The 18396-nt window shown below is 42.7% G+C and carries 16 protein-coding genes; 1 reads left to right on the top strand and 15 read right to left on the bottom strand.

The window, feature by feature from the left end:
• Position 1: 1 nt before the first annotated feature.
• From mraY to lgt, 8 genes are all read right to left on the bottom strand, one after another.
• Positions 2-970, bottom strand: a complete 969-nt coding sequence (gene mraY / locus C1A07_RS14635) for a phospho-N-acetylmuramoyl-pentapeptide-transferase (protein WP_101877745.1) — start codon at positions 968-970, stop codon at positions 2-4.
• 121 nt (positions 971-1091) lie between these two features.
• Positions 1092-2852, bottom strand: a complete 1761-nt coding sequence (locus C1A07_RS14630; protein WP_101877744.1) for a peptidoglycan D,D-transpeptidase FtsI family protein — start codon at positions 2850-2852, stop codon at positions 1092-1094.
• A gap of 207 nt (positions 2853-3059) precedes the next feature.
• Positions 3060-5264, bottom strand: a complete 2205-nt coding sequence (locus C1A07_RS14625; RefSeq protein ID WP_101877743.1) for a peptidoglycan D,D-transpeptidase FtsI family protein — start codon at positions 5262-5264, stop codon at positions 3060-3062.
• On the bottom strand, positions 5242-5739 hold the full coding sequence (locus C1A07_RS14620) for a septum formation initiator family protein (RefSeq protein WP_101877742.1): 498 nt from the start codon (positions 5737-5739) through the stop codon (positions 5242-5244). Before C1A07_RS14620 ends, C1A07_RS14625 begins: the two co-directional genes overlap by 23 nt.
• A gap of 29 nt (positions 5740-5768) precedes the next feature.
• Positions 5769-6710 (bottom strand): 16S rRNA (cytosine(1402)-N(4))-methyltransferase RsmH, encoded by a 942-nt coding sequence (gene rsmH / locus C1A07_RS14615; RefSeq protein WP_101877741.1) that lies wholly within the window; start codon positions 6708-6710, stop codon positions 5769-5771.
• Positions 6707-7132 (bottom strand): division/cell wall cluster transcriptional repressor MraZ, encoded by a 426-nt coding sequence (gene mraZ, locus C1A07_RS14610; RefSeq protein WP_101877740.1) that lies wholly within the window; start codon positions 7130-7132, stop codon positions 6707-6709. The genes rsmH and mraZ overlap by 4 nt, the downstream gene beginning before the upstream one ends.
• A gap of 349 nt (positions 7133-7481) precedes the next feature.
• Positions 7482-7637: a Spo0E family sporulation regulatory protein-aspartic acid phosphatase gene (locus C1A07_RS14605; protein ID WP_180952271.1), complete on the bottom strand. Its 156-nt coding sequence runs from the start codon at positions 7635-7637 to the stop codon at positions 7482-7484.
• Positions 7638-7639: 2 nt separating this feature from the next.
• The gene (gene lgt / locus C1A07_RS14600; protein ID WP_101877739.1) at positions 7640-8515 is read right to left on the bottom strand and encodes a prolipoprotein diacylglyceryl transferase; all 876 of its coding nucleotides are present in this window, start codon (positions 8513-8515) and stop codon (positions 7640-7642) included.
• A gap of 329 nt (positions 8516-8844) precedes the next feature.
• Here lgt and ychF point away from each other — a divergent pair, with 329 nt between their 5' ends.
• Complete coding sequence (gene ychF / locus C1A07_RS14595; RefSeq protein WP_101877738.1) at positions 8845-9942, top strand: redox-regulated ATPase YchF; 1098 nt, start codon at positions 8845-8847, stop codon at positions 9940-9942.
• 144 nt (positions 9943-10086) lie between these two features.
• Here ychF and C1A07_RS14590 read toward each other — a convergent pair whose 3' ends face one another.
• From C1A07_RS14590 to C1A07_RS14560, 7 genes are all read right to left on the bottom strand, one after another.
• On the bottom strand, positions 10087-10407 hold the full coding sequence (locus tag C1A07_RS14590; protein WP_101878163.1) for a DUF1292 domain-containing protein: 321 nt from the start codon (positions 10405-10407) through the stop codon (positions 10087-10089).
• Between the two features lie 105 nt (positions 10408-10512).
• Positions 10513-11055, bottom strand: coding sequence for a cob(I)yrinic acid a,c-diamide adenosyltransferase (locus C1A07_RS14585; protein ID WP_101877737.1), 543 nt, complete (start codon positions 11053-11055; stop codon positions 10513-10515).
• Entirely contained in the window at positions 11039-12892 is a 1854-nt protein-coding gene (locus C1A07_RS14580) for an ATP-dependent helicase (RefSeq protein WP_330399545.1), read from the bottom strand. The genes C1A07_RS14585 and C1A07_RS14580 overlap by 17 nt, the downstream gene beginning before the upstream one ends.
• A complete protein-coding gene (gene gltX, locus C1A07_RS14575) occupies positions 12889-14337 on the bottom strand; it encodes a glutamate--tRNA ligase (protein WP_101877736.1) in 1449 nt (482 codons plus the stop codon). Before gltX ends, C1A07_RS14580 begins: the two co-directional genes overlap by 4 nt.
• An 85-nt stretch (positions 14338-14422) precedes the next feature.
• A complete protein-coding gene (locus C1A07_RS14570; protein WP_101877735.1) occupies positions 14423-15448 on the bottom strand; it encodes an ABC transporter permease in 1026 nt (341 codons plus the stop codon).
• The gene (locus C1A07_RS14565; RefSeq protein ID WP_101877734.1) at positions 15441-16637 is read right to left on the bottom strand and encodes an ABC transporter permease; all 1197 of its coding nucleotides are present in this window, start codon (positions 16635-16637) and stop codon (positions 15441-15443) included. The genes C1A07_RS14570 and C1A07_RS14565 overlap by 8 nt, the downstream gene beginning before the upstream one ends.
• 10 nt (positions 16638-16647) lie before the next feature.
• Positions 16648-18396 (bottom strand): zinc ribbon domain-containing protein, encoded by a 1749-nt coding sequence (locus tag C1A07_RS14560; RefSeq protein ID WP_101877733.1) that lies wholly within the window; start codon positions 18394-18396, stop codon positions 16648-16650.

The raw sequence follows: 18396 nt of genomic DNA, 5'->3' as shown, positions 1-18396 counted from the left end.
CCTATAATCCTAAATAAGCTACCAGGCAGAGAATTGCCGTAATAATGGAAAATACGGCTACCACTCTTGTCTCCGACCATCCGCAAAGCTCAAAATGGTGATGGATCGGAGCCATTTTAAAGATTCTCTTTCCGCCTGTTTTCTTAAAGTAAGTCACCTGCAAAATCACAGACAGCACTTCTACTAGATAAATAAAACCGATAATGGGAATAAAAATCGGCATCTGCATCATAAACGCGCTGGCGGACACAAAGCCTCCTAAAGCCAGGGAGCCTGTGTCTCCCATAAATACCTTAGCCGGATATACGTTAAACAGCAGAAAGCCCAGCAGACTTCCCACTACAGCTCCTGTAATAGGGCTGATTCCCGTATTTTCCCCAATAGCCACAATGGTCATAAAGGTGGCCACCAAAATAGTGATGCTGGTACATAAACCGTCTAATCCGTCTGTAAAATTCACTCCGTTATCTGTGCCCAGCATAACTAAGAACACAAAGGGAGCAAACAGCCATCCTAAGGAAAGCTTATATCCGTCTTCAAATCCCCCTGTAAACGGAATCAGCATATCTGTTCCCACTTCCCCGGAGGTCATAAGATAATAAACAAAAATACCGGTTATAATAAACTGTCCTATTAGCTTCTGAATAGGATTTAGTCCCTCTGACCGTTTCATTACAATTTTAATATAATCATCCAAAAAGCCAATAATTCCAAAACCGGCTGTGACAAACAGCACCGGAATAATTTTAGGATAATCCTTTATATACAGCACAGAGGTTATTATAATGCTGGCCAGAATAATAATTCCTCCCATAGTGGGGGTGCCCTGTTTTTTTAAATGAGCCTGAGGCCCGTCGTCTCTCACCTGCTGGCCAAATTTCAGTTTGTGAAGAAAGGGAATCACCACCGGACACAGCACTGCGCTGATGGCAAAAGAAATAATAATCGCCAATATCGTTTCATTAATCATACCGCACCTCTTTATTTTATGTAATTCACTGCTGCGGGCAGAGCTTTGCAACTTGCCGGTTTTCCAGCTTATCACACGGAAAGCCATATAGTCAATAGTATACGTCTTTTTTCAAGAATAATCAACCATTGATTGGGATAGCAGAGACAGTTTCTTCCTCTGTTGCTTCTATTCCCAAATAAGGCAGAATATTCTCAAAAATATCAGCAATTACAGGGGCTGCAATAGTTCCTCCATAATAAATTCCCTGAGGCTCATCTATGGTTATTAAGGCAATTACCTGAGGATTATCTGCAGGCGCAAAGCCTACAAAAGAAGAAATATATTTTTTTAAGCTTCTGGGCAGCTTCTCAGAAGTAGCTGTTTTTCCTCCGATGCGGTACCCTGGCAGCTTCGCTTTTTTTCCGCTTCCCTCAGACACTACCTGCTCTAAAATATAGCGCATGGTCTGGCTGGTTTCCTCAGATATTATCTGTTCCCCTAAAGGATAATCAAATTTGTGAATCCAGGAGCCGTCTGCACTTCTCACCTCCACTCCCAGGTGGGGAGTTACTCTTTTGCCTCCGTTTATAATAGAGGAGGCTGTTGTAATCAGCTGAATAGGGGTAATCTGAAAAGACTGTCCAAAGGACACGGTAGCCAGCTCTACAAGGCCCATATTTTCCTTTTTATGCATAATTGTTCCCGCCTCTCCAGGTAAATCTATTCCTGTTTTTCCATTTAAGCCGAACTGACAGAAATATTTATAGTACTCATCAATGCCCAGCCTTTGGCCTACGTCAATTAAAACCGGGTTGCAGGAATTCATCATACCCTGAAGAAAGTTTTCTCCCCCATGGCCTCCCACTTTATGACATCTGATTTTTCTGTCCTCCACCACTCGAAATCCAGGGCAGGAAAACCTGTCTTCCAGTCCCACCACTCCTGCCTCCAGACCTGCCGCCGCAGTAACGATTTTAAATGTAGAGCCTGGTTCATAAGTATCGTTAATACAGTAGTTTCTCCACATTTGGTTTAAAAGCTCCTGTTTCTCCTTAGAATCAGCCGGCTCCACACTTCCCTCCGGCAAAGTAAAGGGATCATTTAAATTAAACTCCGGCACATTCACCATAGCCATAATTTCTCCGTTTTGAGGATTCATCACTATGACGGAAACACGCTTCGCCCCCTTTTTCTCCATTACCTGAGCCGCCGCCTGCTCCGCATATTTTTGTATGTTTACATCTAAACTAATGTAAAGGTCATTGCCTGGCACAGGCTCTATTCTGTCCTCCCCGGCATTTTTAATTTCCACCCCGGCGGCGTCAGCCAAGGTAAGGAGCATCCCATTTTCGCCTTTTAAATATTTTTCGTACTGAACCTCCAGACCTATAATTCCCTGATTGTCCCCGCCTGTAAATCCCAAAACCCTGGAGGCTAAAGAATCATAAGGATAATACCTCTTATAGTCCTCGTCCACCTTTACCCCGTCTAACTTATAAGATCTGATTTGATCTCCAACTGATTTATCCACATTTGTTTTTATAATTTCCCTGGAGCTGTACTTATCCACCTTTTTCCTTATATCCTCCTCTTTCAGCCCCAGCTCTTTTGTTAAAACCTGGACCACTTCATCCGGGTCTGTAATCTGATTATGAATAACGGAAATTGTACACACTGTTCTGTTAGTGGCGATTACAGTTCCATTGGCGTCTAAAATCCGCCCTCTGGCAGCCTTAATTGTTCTTTCTCTTTCATGGAGCTGTTCTGCTTTCGCGCTGTAATAATCAGCCTTGTATATCATAAGAAAAAACAGCCTCCCCATAAGCACAGCCATAGCAAGAGAAAGAGCTGCGCACAGGAACACTGTTCTGGCTCTGTGTCTGGTCCTGTTTTCATTCATATAAATCTCCTTCTACCATGATTGTTATAATATATGCTTTTCCTAAAACAATATGTCAGGCTGAATTTTTTCTGTACCTTCTCTTTAAAATACATTCTTTCAGAGACGGACCATTTAAGCTGTTTCCATAAATTTTAAAAAGTGCGCAGGTCCAGATAAAAACCTAAACTGACGCACTTTTTCATTTTCATATTGTTTTATATAATTTTATGTGGCTCCGCCTGAGACCTCTGTTGCTGCAGCTGTGGTTTCATTTTCAGAGGAGGAGGTTTCGGCTAAACTGCTTTCCTGATGGCTTTCATTTTCTGAGCCAGAAGTTTCCTGTCCGTCTCCCGGAAGATTATCAGGAATTCCATTGTCTAAGTCCTCTCCGTCTGGTATAAACTCTTCGTCTGCATATGACTGCTCAGGCTGAGTTTCCTCATCCTGCTCTTCTTCTGGAGCTTCAGGCGCGCTGACGCCTTCCTCCACAGGCAGCTGGGACTGACTGCCATCCTGGCTGTCCTCTATGTCCGTAGCAGGAAATACATTTAAGTAAGGCAGTATTTCCTTCATAATTTTTGCGAATACTTCTGAAGCGTAAGAGCTGTGAGCCTGGCTTTCTACGTGAGGCTCGTCGATTACAACGTACAGCAGAACCTGAGGCTTTTCAATAGGAGCAAAGCCTATAAAGGATACTACGTAATTTCCCTGACGGCGGGGAATTTTTTCCGCTGTTCCCGTTTTTCCTCCCAGTTCATACCCCTCCACCTGGGCCGCTTTTCCAGTTCCCTTTTCTCCGTATACAGTCTGGAATAAAGCGTCCTTAATAAAATTGCTGGTGCTTTGGGAAACAGTTTCTCTTACCAGCTCCGGCTCCACCTTTTTCACCACAGATCCCTGTTCATTGACAATCTGTTTTACTACGTGGGGAGTGTAATAGGAACCTCCGTTTAGCACGGAAGCATATGCCGCCGCCATCTGCACCATTGTACAGTTGTAGCTTTGTCCAAATGAGTTGGTGGCCAGGTCGGTAGGGCCGGCTGTCTCCGCCGTATATCCCAATGAAGACGTGTCCGCCTCTCCCGGCAGGTCTATTCCTGTTTTCTGTCCAAATCCAAATAAATTGTAATATTTATAAAAATTATTTTTCCCTTCTTTAGTTGCAATCTGCATCATAACATCATTGCAGGATACCATCAGACTTTCTGCCACAGTAAGCATCCCGTGACCCATACGGTTTACACATTTGATTTTGTAGCCTCCTATCTCCTGGTAGCCGTCGCAGTTAAAGGTTTCTCCCCCGGAAATTACTCCCTCTTCCATAGCTGAGGCAATAGTAAAAATTTTAGAAGGAGAACCTGGCTCATAGGAATCGCTGACGCAGTAGTTTCTCCAAAGACTGTACCAGGCGTCAGACTGCTCCTCCTGGCTCATGCCGGCCAGCTCCTCTGCAGTATAAATCCCGGTCAGGTCTCTTGGGTTATTTAAATCAAATACACGGCTGGAGGCCATAGCCAGAATTTCCCCGTTCTGTGGGTTCATGGCTATGACTCCCATATTTTTGGATCCTGTATTTGTCTCCCATTCATTAATATATTTTTCTACTACTTTCTGTACATTTACGTCAATAGTAGACACAATGGTGTTTCCGTTAATAGCCGGTTTAATTACCGTTTCCAGGTTGGATTCATCATTCAAATACCCGTACTCTCTTCCGTTTGTCCCTGTTAAAGTACTGTTGTAATACTGCTCGATTCCTCCGTTTCCCTCTGAACCGTCTCCAGAGGCAAAGCCGATAACGCTGCAGGCCAGGCTGTTATTTGGATAAAATCTTTTATATTCATCCTCAAACCATATTCCCTTTACCCTGGCGTTACTTTTATTGTCCTGATATTCTTTGTTCATATCAGCTGTCAGCTGTTCAAACTCCTGTTTCTGCTCATTGCTGATCTCTCTTGCATAGCGGATATAGGGGTTGTCGCTGTTTTCCTGAATCAGCTGAGTCAGTTCCTGTCTGTCATAGCCAAAAACTGTGGATAAGGCGGACACTGTGGAGTCTAAATATTTGTTTGTCATAGTCTCCTCGTCCAGGCCTGACATAATCATTCTGGCATCTATAATTAAAGTGTACACCTTATTGCTGGTGGCCAGATACGTACCGTTTCTGTCTACTATGTCTCCTCTTCTGTAAGCAATGGATCTGCTGTCATAGGAGGAATGCTGATTTAATACAATCTGGGTATAGTCTTCTTTATTGTCCTTAATAATGCCGTACAAAACCACAACTAATAGTAACAAAGCCAGCGTAATCATCAAAACGGTGACCGCCAGCTTTTCCTGCATATATTTTTCAAAAACTTTTTTTCCGTGATTATTTTGGTTTTGACGGCCCTCTTTCCCTTTTGGTCTACTGTTTTGGGATGTCCTCATTCTGCCTTATATACTCACTTTCTGTATTATCATATAAAAGTACTTGATTTTTTCCTGCATATACCATGCCTAACTCTTCTGTGGCCACCTTGTATACATAGTCTAAATCCACTGATGTGTTTATAGTGGTCTCCAATGCATCATTTTCCGCTTTTTTCATTTCCAGCTCCTGCTCCATCTCTTCAATCCTGGAAACCTGAGTGTTTAAAGCAGTCTGCATATGAAGATAATTTACACAGATCGCCAGGGCGCAAATAGCTGCCACTGTTAATATTACTACGTAAGGCAGGTCCATAAAAAGAGCCCGCTCCTGATTTCTTCTTACGCGCTGTTTTACTCTTCTGTATTGCTTTTCATTTGGAAGGCGGCGTTCTGGTCTTTCCGCCGGCTTTAACTGACGGGCCGTATTGCCGTATACAGTATATTCTAACTGTACTGGCCGTCTTTTTCCCACAGCTCTTTTCCTTACAGCCATGCCTTTCCTCTCCTTTCTTGCCTATCCCTTTATGCTTCTCCTTTTTCAAATACGCGAAGCTTGGCGCTTTTAGCCCTGCTGTTTTCCTTCAGTTCTTCTGCTCCCGGAAGTACAGGTTTTCTGGTTACTACCCTTCCCTTGCTTACTCTTTTGCACATGCACACCGGAAAATCAGGAGGACAGATACAAGGATTTTCATTGTCCCTAAACCCTTTTTTTACGATTCTGTCTTCCAGAGAATGAAAAGTAATAATTGCCAGACGGCCTCCTGGATTCAGAAGATCAATCATAGTATCAATAGAACGTTTCAACACATCTAATTCATGGTTTAATTCAATTCTAATGGCCTGAAAGGTCTGTTTGGCTGGATGTCCGCCTGTGGCTCTGATTTTAGCCGGTATTGCTCTTTTAATAATTTCAGACAACTCTCCCGTAGTCTGAATTTCCTTTTCTTCTCTTGCTTTTACAATGTGTTTGGCAATATTTTTTGCGAATTTGTCTTCTCCATAATCCCGGATAATCCGGTAAAGCTCCATTTCGCTGTAGGTGTTTACAATATCTGCAGCTGTCTGCAGCTGTCTCTGGTCCATGCGCATATCCAAAGGAGCATCCTCCCTGTAAGAAAAGCCTCTTTCAGCTGTATCTAACTGGTATGATGAAACCCCCAGATCCAGACAAATACCGTCCACCTTTTCAATTTTTAAATCTTCCAGTACTTTTTTGACATTTTCGTAATTATCTCTTACGATTGTCACTTTATCTCCAAATTGGCAGAGACGGCTGGATGCGGCGCAAATAGCGGCTTCATCCTGGTCAATCCCTACAAATCTTCCGTATTCTCCTAACTGCTGACATACTTGAAAGGCATGTCCTCCGCCTCCCAGGGTCCCGTCCACATAAATTCCCTCCGGCTTTACCTTCAGACCGTCAACGGTTTCTTTTAACAGAACTGATTTATGCTCAAATATCAAATTCCAAGACCCTCCATACTTTCAGCAATTTCTTCCATATCGTCATATGTATTCATCTTATTCCAGGTATCTTTGCTCCAAATTTCAATTCGGCTGCCTACGCCTACTAACACAGCTTCCTTTTCAATTCCTGCAAATTCCCGGAGTACGGCGGGAAGCAGAATCCTTCCCTGCTTGTCCACCTCACAGGCAGTAGCGCCTGCCAGGAAAAATCTTGTAACCTTTCTGGCATTGGCATTGGTCAGGGGAAGGGCGTGCAGTTTTTCCTCCAGGGCTTTCCACTCTGTATTATCATACACAAATAAACAGCCATCTAGTCCTTTCGTAATCACGAATTCCTCTCCAAGCTGTTCTCTAAAACGGGAAGGAACAATTAACCGTCCCTTCACATCAACTGTATGATTGTATTCGCCCATGAACATATTAATCACCTACTGTACAATCACTCCACATGATCCCCATTTTGTACCACTTTGCTCCACTTTCTACCACTTGTACTATAATAGTAGTACATTTGTATGGAAATGGCAAGTTTTTTTTAAGGTAATCTTACAAAAAAAATAAGAGTGGGCAACAAATAAATACAGCCAAAGCCGCTTACTTGTTGCCTACTCTTGTTTTTTTATTGTTATGAGCACTTATGTGCGATACATGAAAAATAGTTTGCCAGATTTTTCACCAGCTTTAGTATTTTTTATCTCCGGGAACCCTAAACTTCGTTATCGCGAACTTTGGGTAACAAATAGTTTCGCGCTTTGTGCTCAACTATTTTTAATAACCCGCTACAATATACTGCTCAATTAATGTATCCAGTTTCATACTGTTTGTATAAATTTCCTCATATTTGGCATTTTCATCAATGCTTTTATTCAGGACCGTTCTGGCCTCCTCAATTTTACGCATTAATTCCTCTTTGGATTTTATCATTATTATGCTCCTTTTGTACTTTTCCTTATCTTCATATAGTTAAATACCAGGAACGCCCCTGCTCCAAGAACCAGCAGCATAGACAGCGCCTGTGACACAGGAATACCTGTGCCGAAAAAGATCAGCTGATCTGTACGAAGTCCCTCTATCCATGTTCTTCCAATTCCATATCCCATTAAATAGATACAAAGCATCTCTCCGTCAAATTTCTTTCTTTTTCTGTACCACAGCATAAATAATAAAATTCCCAGGTTCCACAGTGATTCGTACAAAAATGTAGGGTGCACCTGTATGTATTCCACCCCGTTTTCCACAATCAGATTCTGCAGAAGATCCTGAGATATCATACTGGGATTTACAATACTTTTTTTGATTCTCATAGCCAGCAGGCTTTCTGTATAACCGCCAAATGCTTCACAGTTAAAAAAGTTGCCCCATCTGCCAATAATCTGTCCGGTAATCAGGCCCAGGCAGCCTGTGTCCGCCATGGACAAAAAAGACAGCTTCTTAATTCTGGTGTACACAATTAAGGTTGCCACTGCTCCTATGACGCCGCCGTATATAGCCAGCCCTCCTCCTCTCAGATTAAAAACCTGTATCAGATTATCTTTGTAGGAATCCCAGGCAAATATTACATAGTACAATCTTGCACCTATAATTGAAAAGAATATGGCGTAAAGTGCAAAGTCCAAATATATTTCAGGATCCTGCCCTCTTCTTTTGGCATCCTGCCGGGCTACCCATATTCCTGCCAGCATACCTATCCCAATAATAATTCCGTAATAGGCAATACGGAATCCAAAAATGGAGATACTGTTTCGTAAATGCTCAATGGTGATTCCCAGATTCACGAAACTCAAGTCAGCTCCCTGTTGCATAATTACTGTATTCTCCTTTCGTGGTTTTCTTTATTGTACTCCGAAAACGGACAAAGATCAAACAATTTCGGACGACACCTTCTTCTGAATTTCGACATGAGCAGGCAATATTACCAAAAAATTCCCATAAATTCCAGACTATTAAATGCGCTCTTTTCTTATTTTTCTTTCAAAATGGAAAAATTTTCCAATAAAATTACAAAATCCTCCCGCAGATGTCAGGATGCGCCCCTGCTTCCCGTTGCATTTATGGTAAAAGTATCGTATAATTAGCTATCGTAAAAATATTTTGAAAAATGAAAAGTTATGAAATAGGAAGGTATTCAATTATGAAATTAGGTATCGTAGGCCTGCCTAATGTAGGCAAAAGTACCCTTTTTAATTCACTTACAAAGGCAGGCGCCGAATCTGCCAATTACCCATTCTGTACTATCGACCCTAACGTAGGCGTAGTGCCTGTGCCTGATGAAAGGCTGAAGCTGCTGTCTGACCTTTATCATTCTGAAAAAATCACTCCGGCTGTTATTGAGTTTGTGGATATTGCAGGTCTGGTTAAGGGGGCTTCTAAAGGCGAGGGACTTGGCAACCAGTTTCTCTCCAATATTAGAGAGGTAGACGCCATTGTCCATGTTGTCCGCTGTTTTGATGATCCTAATGTTGTGCACGTAGACGGCAGCGTAGATCCTTTAAGAGATATTGAGACTATCAATCTGGAGCTGATTTTCTCTGATCTGGAGATTTTAGAGCGCCGCATCTCCAAAACAGCCCGGGCGGCTAACAATGACAAGGCTTTAGCTAAGGAGCTGGTAATTTTAAAAGAGCTTCAGGCTCATTTGGAGGAGGGAAATCTGGCTAAAAGCTATGAGCTGGCTGATGATGACAGCGCTGCATTTGTAGCCTCTTTGAACCTGCTGACTGACAAGCCGGTTATTTTCGCAGCCAATGTATGCGAAGACGATTTGGCCGACGACGGGGCTTCCAATGAATATGTATCTAAGGTAAGAGATTTTGCAGCTTTAAACGGCTGCGAGGTGTTTGTGATCTGCGCTCAGATTGAGCAGGAAATAGCCGAGTTGGATGATGATGAAAAGAAAATGTTTTTAGAGGATCTTGGCCTTACAGAATCCGGCCTGGAAAAATTAATTGCCGCCAGCTACAGTCTTTTAGGGCTTCTCAGCTATCTTACTGCCGGCGAGAAGGAAACAAGAGCCTGGACTATTACAAAAGGCACTAAAGCGCCTCAGGCGGCAGGCAAAATCCACAGCGATTTTGAAAGAGGCTTTATCCGCGCCGAGGTTGTAAATTATCAGGATCTTTTAGACTGCAAAACCTATACTGCCGCAAAGGAAAAGGGGCTGGTGCGCCTGGAGGGCAAGGAATATGTAGTAAAAGACGGAGATGTGATTTTATTCCGTTTTAATGTATAAAAATGTATCAATTAAATAGAGCATTCAGAAATAAAGCTTCCTAATAAGATAATAAAAAGGTGCTGAAAGCAGAAGAAAACTTTGATATGTGCCCAAAATTCCGGACACCTATTAATTCCTCTGTTTTTCAACACCTTTTTCTCATTAATCCAGTTGATCTTCCCCTACGATCTCGTCGTATTCCTGTTCATCTAAAAGCTCGTCAAAAGCGTCGGCCACAACCTCATACTCGTCGTCGTTCTCAATATTCTGAAGGTCCGGCTGACCGTCTACCTCTGTGTAGCGGTACAGGTATACTTCTCCCTCTTCTGCATCAATTCCCTCTGTAGGAAGAAGGGCAATATAATCTCTTCCCCCTGCCTCAAAAATTGTAAGCACCACACACTCCAGCTCTGATCCGTCGTCCAGTGTCAGGGTAACTGTCATTTCCTCCTGGGGCTCTTCTGATGGATATTTTTTTTCCATAATAGTTCCTCTCTTTTTCTTTTTTAGAGACAGCCTTTCTCTGGCTGTGAAATTATCACTGCCTGTACTAAGGTTATCAAATCCTGGTAAAAAAATCAAGCAGCTTTAATATTCAATGCCGTTTCTGGCCTTCACCCCTCTGGTAAAGGGATGCTTTACCATTTGGATTTCCGAAACATAATCTGCCAGCTGCAAAATTTCCGGCCAGGGGGCCCTGCCTGTTAATACTACTTCTAAATATTCAGGTTTTTGTTTTATTAATTCCTCCACCTTATCCCGGCTTACAAGGCCGCTTGTGCAGGCTGCCATCATCTCGTCCAGAATCAGCATGTGGTATTTCTCCTTCTTTGCTTTTTTCCATGCGTTTTCTAATAAAGCGGTATAATAAACCTGGGCTTCTTTTTTCGTTTCCTCTGACATAGAAAAAGTAAATCCAAAGAATTTTTCACAGGGCAGAACTGTAATATTCGGTACATAAGAAAGAGCTTTTACTTCGCCGGAGTCCTGGGATTTTAAAAACCTTGCTATGAGCACCTTCTTCTCCCGCCCTGCAGCTCTCAGGGCCAGGCCCATACTGGCTGTAGTTTTTCCCTTTCCATCTCCGCAGTAAATATGTATCAAACCCAGTTCCTTACTTCCTTCTGCCATAAAAACATTCCTCCACAAATCTGGACATTTCCTGTTTTTTTCCATACCGCTCTTTTACAGAACAAATATGAAGTCTTTCCTTGGCCCTTGTTGCGGCCACATAAAACATACGTCTTTCTTCTTCTAAATCTGCTTCTAAAACTGCTTTTTTGTGAGGGGTCACTCCTTCGTTGGCATCTAAAATAAACACAATTTTAAATTCCAGGCCCTTGGCGCTGTGCATAGTCATCAGCGAAATACAGTCCCTGTCCTGGCCGCCTCCGTCCATTTGGCTTCTGGCCTGGGCGGCCAGCTCCTTTTTATATTCCTCCATGTGAAGAAACCAGGCATCAAATGTTTTAAATCCAGCTGCGCTTTCCTGCAGCTGATCTGCAACCTCCAATAATTCCTCCGGCTTCATTCTCCTGTATTCTGCATATTCTCTTAAATAGTCGTCATAGCCGGAGGCTTTGCGGATATAATTTACAGCCGCCACAGGAGCCATTTTTCCAATCATTTTCAGGTCATATTCCAGCTGTTCAATTCTCTCTACCATCCAGCCCTTATCCTGATAAAAGGATTTTACAGCTTCCCAGTTTACTGTCTGCCCCTCCAGGGCGTCTCTGCTGACGTACCGCTTAGGCCTGTTAATAATCTCTAAAACTCTTCCTCTTTCCATGCATCCTAACGCCACCTGAATATAAGCAATAATATTTCTGGAAATCCAGTGTTCATACAGGTTGGGCAAAGCGTCCCTCATTTTAAAAGGAACATTGTACTCCATCAGCCTTTCTACTAAAAGCCTGGGCTCCAGGCTGGTGCGGTACAGCACCGCCATATCCTTCAGCTGATAACCTGCTTTCGTGTAATCCCAAATATCTCTGATAATGCCCAAAGCCTCTGTCTGGGCTTCCTCATAAATCCTGGCTGAAACAGGCTTTCCCCCTGATTTTACAGCCCTGATATTTTTCTGAAAACGCTCCTTATTGCAGGAAATTAGCCGCCCCGCCGCCTGTACGATAGTTTCCTGAGATCTGTAATTAATATCTAAAATCACCTTTTTGGCATCAGGGTAATCCTTTTCAAATCCCAGCATAATCTCAGGCTTGGCTCCCCTGAATCTGTAAATTGACTGGTCGTCGTCCCCCACAATAAATAAATTATTTTCCGGCCCTGCCAGCATACGGACAATTTCATACTGGATTCTGTTAATATCCTGAAATTCATCTACTAAAATATATTGATATTTTTTCTGCCATGCCTTTAAAATATCTTTTCTCTGGACAAACAGCTCATAGCACATTACCAGCATATCGTCAAAGTCAATTTTTCTTTTATTCCGCAGGTTTTTCTCATATCCTTCAAACAGCTTTTTAAAAATGCTTTCTGAACAATTTTTTGAATAATAGTAGCTAAGATCCAGCATTTCTCCTTTTACACTGCTGATTTCACTTAAAATGGATGAGACAAATTCTGCCTCATCCTCTGCTTCAATATCATATTTTTCCACCAGCTCCCTGATGATCTGCACCCGCTCTTCTTCCCTGATAATATCCCTGGCCTCATATCTGTAAGCCAGCTTTAAAATCCGGAAGAAAATACTGTGGAAGGTTCCAAAGGACACTGGATAATGTCTGTCCTCTGTCAGCCTGTCAAAACGGGCCTTCATCTCTCCTGCCGCGGCTCTTGTAAAAGTAATGACTAAAATACTGCCTGCCTCTTTTTTACAATCTGTCACCAGGTATTTTGTCCGGTGGGTGATTACTGTGGTTTTTCCTGATCCTGGCCCTGCAATAACCAGGCAGGGGCCATCTACGTGTTTTACTGCCTCCAGCTGCTGCGGATTCATATTTGTCATAATTTCAGCAGTTCAATTCCCTTTCTGATTCTGGCAAGAGATTCCTCTTTGCCCAGTACTTCCATAATCTCTGTGGCTCCTGCAGGAGTCATCTGCTTTCCTGATACTGCAGTTCTTACAGGCCACATAACAAAGCCTGTTTTTACTCCTGTTTCAGACACATAGGCTGACAGCAGTTCATAAAGAGCATCGTTAGAAAAGTCCTCCTGAGCCTCTAAAAGAGGAAGTACATCCTCCAGCACTTTTAATGAGGTCTCTTTGTTGGTTTTCATTTTCTTGTGGGTGTACATAGCAATATCGTACTCAGGCATCTCCTGGAAAAAGTCAATATGACCTTCAATATCCGGAAATACCTCGATTCTGGTTTTTACCATAGCCCCGATTTTCTTTAAGTCTAAATCCTTTGTAATTACTTTTTTCATGTAAGGCTCAGCCATCTGGTAGAACTTATCAAAGTCCATGGCCTTCATGTATTCCCCGTTCATCCATTTCAGCTTTGTCATGTCAAAAACTGCAGGGGATTTGCTCATTCTCCTGTAATCAAAATCTTTCACCATTTCTTCCAAAGTAAAGATTTCCCTGTTATCCTCAGGAGACCAGCCTAAAAGAGCTACGTAATTTACAATGGCCTCTGAGATAAAGCCCTGGTCCAATAAATCCTCGTAGGAAGAATGGCCGCTTCTTTTAGACAGCTTTTTGTGCTCTTCATTTGTAATGAGAGGACAGTGCACATACACCGGCACCTGCCAGCCAAAAGCTTCGTAAAGACGGTTATATTTGGGAGAGGAGGACAAATACTCATTTCCTCTGACTACGTGAGTGATTCCCATTAAATGATCGTCCACTACATTGGCAAAATTATAAGTCGGATATCCGTCTGATTTAATCAGAACCATGTCGTCCAGCTCTGAGTTATCTACTGTAATGTCCCCGTAAATTTCATCGTGAAAGGTAGTAGTTCCCTCAGTAGGGTTATTCTGACGGATTACATAAGGAAGGCCTGCTTTTAAATTGGCCTCCACCTCTTCCTTAGAAAGCTTCAGACAATGTTTGTCATAAGTGAGGATCTCTTCTCCGTTTACTGAGGTTCTCAGGCTTTCTAAACGCTCAGGAGTACAGAAGCAATAATAAGCCTGGCCTGCCTCCACCAATTTTTTTGCATACTCTAAATAAATTCCCGAGGCCTGACGCTCACTTTGCACGTACGGGCCCACGCCTCCATCCTTGTCAGGACCTTCATCGTGGATTAAACCTGTTTTCTCCAAGGTTCTGTAGATAATCTCTACCGCTCCGTCCACATATCTTTCCTGGTCAGTATCCTCTATGCGAAGAAGGAAATCTCCCCCCTCATGCTTTGCTATTAAATAGGCATATAACGCTGTTCTTAAATTTCCCACATGCATTCTGCCTGTTGGGCTTGGCGCATATCTTGTTCTTACTTTCATGTCTTTTCACTCCTGTTATTTTTGCGGAATTGCCGCGTACTATGGGGTATTATATAACGAAGAAAAAGAAAACTCAATCATTTCTTTAAAAGGCGGAGAGATAATAATAAGGCAAAAATAAATATTGGAAAGGTTTCAAAGCTGGAACTAAGGCTCCAGTATTAATAAATACAGGGCACAAAGCTAAGCTTCCTATTAGGAAAAACGGAATCGCTCCTGAAACCGCTTCCTTTGTCCTTAATACTGCCTTCACCAAAGCGGCAAACAGGGCTACCCCTCCTATATATCCCGCCATAAAAATAAATTCCTGCCACCCGGTCCACTGGCCTGCGAATATAAAAGATATTAAAACTGACAGGCCGGCCAGTCCTGTAGTGGAAACCATAGATATCAGACTGTAAATCCACTTCTTTTTATAGGAAATAGGCAGATACAGCCCCTTTTTTTCATCCTCGCACAACATGGCTCCGGAAAAAAGACCTATAACAAAAAGAAAAACAGCTCCCATTCCCCTTACAGGAAAAACGGCTTTTACCTTTTCCTCCACCTGTTTTCTCGTCTCAGTTCTGTACTGAAAACTAAAGGTGCTGCCGTTATTTTTATATTTTTCATACAGCTCCTGAATCTGACCTGTTCCTTCCTCTGAAAAAACTCCGGCGCTGTCTATATAGTTTTTTAAAAGCTCAGGCCCGTATTTTTCTATAACTGCTGAGAAAACCACTTCTTCCGTCAGCCCCTCCAACACAGTGGCCGGGGAGGTGTATACCTGAATAGATCTTTTATAATCTTTTTTATCCATTTTTTCTTTTAAATCTTTTTCAAAAATATAGCCGCATTCTGCTTTTCTGGACTCTACGTCCTTTTGAACCTGCTCCTTTGTGCTGCAGGTGTAAAATGTAAAGGCGCTGTCCATAGACTTTAAGCTCTCCGCCAGTTCCTCACTCCACTGGCCTTCCGCCCACAAGGCGATTTTCACACCTGAGCTTTCATCTTTTCCCGCCCATCCCAGGGCTGCCAAAGCAATGGGAAGAATGCATAAAAGCAGGACAAAGGCTTTCTTTTTCAGCTGCCTTTTACAGCACATATAAAACCATATCCTCCAATTACCCATATCGTTTCCTCCCTAAAACTGCCGCAAAAAAGGCCAGAACAATGATTCCAATTAGAGCAAACCCTATTTGAAGGCCCTCTCCTGTTCCGGTAACCGCATACTGAACGCCATCCATCATAGGTTTAAAAGGCAGGAAATTTCCCACTGCTTTTACTCCCTCCGGCAGAAAGGAAGACGGGAGAATCCCTCCGCACAGAAAGGCCATTAAAATTCCTCCCCAGAACAAAATCATCATAGCAGGTATTTGACTGCCTGCCCCTTCATACACAGCTGTAATAATAGCCGCAGCTGCTAACGACACTAACAGAAAAACGCTCCACTGTACAACCGCCGCCTCCCACTGGATGATTCCTTTATAAAGGCAAACAGCAGCCGCTGTAATACAGACCGCAAGGAGCAATATCCAAACTGACAAAATTTCACCAGTTATATAGGCCTTATTCCCAATTCCTAAAAATTTAAGCTTTTGACAAAATACTTTGCTTCTTTTTCCCATAAGCGGTGAGGCGGGAATACCGCAGAATATAAGAAGCAGAACAGCGCCTGACATGGCGAAATACTCTACAGCCCCAATATCCCCTGCAGCGGAGACCTTATTTTCCATAAAATAAACGTCTCTGTTTAAGGAGTAATTCATATAGATTTTGTTCAGCTCTGCTTCTGCCTGAGGGATAAAGTCCCTTTGATTTTCCAGAATGCACAGCTCATCTGCAGCGTAAATAGCCGCCTGAGCAGTACTAAGGGTTCTGGCTCCTGCCGAAGTAATCTCTTTTAGCGCCAGGGATTCCAGGCTTAACGGTTCTGGAAGCACTGTGTCTATAGGCTGGTTAGTGCCGTCTATAATTCCTGTAAAAAAATTCTCAGGCACTATTAATAAAGCCGCCAGACTTCCGTCTTTCAGCCCTTTTTCCCCCTCCTCCTCAGTGACATACTGAAAATCACATATACTTTCCACACTTTCCATGGAACCAAGTGCCCTTACTGCCTGTTCTGACAGATAATCTTCAGGCGGCAGAATCACTCCTACCTGAATTCTCCCTACAGCTCCTTCTCCATAAAGAGCTTTTCCTGCCAAAAGAGCAATTATGCTAAGCAATGCTGCCAGCATAATTGCTCCAGTTAAAAACAACGGCAAATGCTTCCACGCTCTCTTACATTCTAATTTGAAATAAGTGAACGTTTCTTTCATAAACCTCCTTTTACATACCTGACATAGCGCTCATAGCCTGGAAATAAAGGCCCAGAATCTTTGTGCCCATATCATTTACTACCTGCATCCATTCGTCCTCTGTGGCGGCTAAAATATCCATCTGTTCTCCCTCTAGAACCTGTACTTCCCCGTCCATAGGTTTAAATGAATATTCTCCTGACAAAGTAACCATATCTGTTCCGTTCCATGTTGCTTTCACAGAATCCATGGCAATGTCCATAGCCTTGCCCTTTTCCAGCTGGTTAAATACTCCGTCTACAGTAATGGCTCCCTGGTCCTCATCAGTATTCAGAGAAAACTCAAGGCCGTATGCTTTATTTTCAATATCATAATTTCCGTCGAATCCTAAAGTAATCTGCTCTCTGTCTGCACTGATTACAAGACTAATATTTTTTGTCAGGCTTTTTTTGTCATAGGCGCCGGTTGCAGCCACTACAATACCGCCGCTAGTTGAATCATTTTCCACTGTCAGTGAAACTGTACTGTTCTGTGTCAGATAATTTCCTCCTTGCAGTTCTACATCCATAGATAAAGCAACAGTTTCTCCGTCGGCGCTTACATTAGTTTTAGCCTGCATTGCAGCCAGCTGGCCTTTTTTATTTACATAAACCATCATATCAATATCTTCTACTGATTCTTCCATGGAGCCCAGCATATTGTTAATTCCTTCTTCAGCCATTTTCCACATTTCAGCCTGCATCTCTTCGCCGCTGCTGTAAGGATATATGCTGCTGCTTGCGTAGGCCATTGCAAATATCTGATCAAAATATTCTGTAATGTCCTTTTTCAGCCCCTCGTCTTCCATAAAGAATTTAGAGGTGGTTTCCACAAAATTAATAACCGCCTGCTGAGGAATCACAACATGATATCCCCTGCATTTTTCTTCTTTGCCGTTTACTGTGTAGGTGCCGTCCTCCGCCTTCTCCACAGTCATAGCTTCCTTTAAAGCTTCAATAGCGCCGCTTCCTTCTTTATATCTGCTCCACAAACCTTCAATATCAAATGGACGTTCTTCTTCACTTGTGTTATAGAAGGACCATATGTAATCCATATAATCAGTAAATACAGATAAATCAGCTCCGCTTTCCTTTAACATCTTTCCAATATAGGGGGAGGCGTCAATCTGTCCCTGCAGATCTTCTCCGTAATTTAAAGTAAACACCTTTTCGCTAAGCTCAGGCACTGCTGCCATCATATTATTCTCATCTAAATAAACCTGAGCTGATAACAAATCCATTCCTCCCAGCTGAAGTCCATAATCTACATATACCTTCTTAGCCTCCGGATCATCTTGGGTGTAAACAGAAAGTCCGCTGCCTGCCAAACTGTTTACTGTAGGCTCTGCACACTGGTCCAGAACCAGGCTGAAGCTTCCCTCTGATTTCTGCGTCATGCTGTTTTCATATAGTTGTGACCATCCAAAAATCTCATCGCTGGGATATACCATATCCTCCTTATAAACGCTTTCAAACGCCTCTATTACAGCTTCCTTTGGATCTTTTTCTGATTTATTTACAACTGAAAAAATTCCCACTGCAGCAACTGCAGCTATTACAGCTCCCCCTGCAATCAGCTTTTTAGAACTTTTCTTCTTTGGCTCTATCACCATCTCAGCCACATCCCCCTTGTTTTCCATTTCCTTTTTTTCAGCTTCTTCCTCCTGAACAATTTCCTTTCCGCAGTCCGGACAAACCTTAGCTTCATCATCAATTTCATTGTTACAATGCGGACACTTCAT

Source organism: Lachnoclostridium edouardi (assembly GCF_900240245.1).
GTDB classification, from domain to species: domain Bacteria; phylum Bacillota; class Clostridia; order Lachnospirales; family Lachnospiraceae; genus Lachnoclostridium_A; species Lachnoclostridium_A edouardi.
This window is presented reverse-complemented; position numbering and strand designations above follow the sequence as displayed.

Bases quoted from the DNA above. Each gene is read 5' to 3' on its own strand.
- C1A07_RS14605 (WP_180952271.1), bottom strand. From the start codon at position 7,637: ATGATAAAATCCAAAGAGGAATTAATGCGTAAAATTGAGGAGGCCAGA.
- C1A07_RS14560 (WP_101877733.1), bottom strand. From the start codon at position 18,396: ATGAAGTGTCCGCATTGTAACAATGAAATTGATGATGAAGCTAAGGTT.
- C1A07_RS14565 (WP_101877734.1), bottom strand. From the start codon at position 16,637: ATGAAAGAAACGTTCACTTATTTCAAATTAGAATGTAAGAGAGCGTGG.
- ychF (WP_101877738.1), top strand. From the start codon at position 8,845: ATGAAATTAGGTATCGTAGGCCTGCCTAATGTAGGCAAAAGTACCCTT.
- C1A07_RS14590 (WP_101878163.1), bottom strand. From the start codon at position 10,407: ATGGAAAAAAAATATCCATCAGAAGAGCCCCAGGAGGAAATGACAGTT.
- C1A07_RS14580 (WP_330399545.1), bottom strand. From the start codon at position 12,892: ATGACAAATATGAATCCGCAGCAGCTGGAGGCAGTAAAACACGTAGAT.
- C1A07_RS14625 (WP_101877743.1), bottom strand. From the start codon at position 5,264: ATGAGGACATCCCAAAACAGTAGACCAAAAGGGAAAGAGGGCCGTCAA.
- C1A07_RS14620 (WP_101877742.1), bottom strand. From the start codon at position 5,739: ATGGCTGTAAGGAAAAGAGCTGTGGGAAAAAGACGGCCAGTACAGTTA.
- lgt (WP_101877739.1), bottom strand. From the start codon at position 8,515: ATGCAACAGGGAGCTGACTTGAGTTTCGTGAATCTGGGAATCACCATT.
- C1A07_RS14630 (WP_101877744.1), bottom strand. From the start codon at position 2,852: ATGAATGAAAACAGGACCAGACACAGAGCCAGAACAGTGTTCCTGTGC.
- C1A07_RS14585 (WP_101877737.1), bottom strand. From the start codon at position 11,055: ATGGCAGAAGGAAGTAAGGAACTGGGTTTGATACATATTTACTGCGGA.
- C1A07_RS14570 (WP_101877735.1), bottom strand. From the start codon at position 15,448: ATGGGTAATTGGAGGATATGGTTTTATATGTGCTGTAAAAGGCAGCTG.
- mraY (WP_101877745.1), bottom strand. From the start codon at position 970: ATGATTAATGAAACGATATTGGCGATTATTATTTCTTTTGCCATCAGC.
- mraZ (WP_101877740.1), bottom strand. From the start codon at position 7,132: ATGTTCATGGGCGAATACAATCATACAGTTGATGTGAAGGGACGGTTA.
- gltX (WP_101877736.1), bottom strand. From the start codon at position 14,337: ATGAAAGTAAGAACAAGATATGCGCCAAGCCCAACAGGCAGAATGCAT.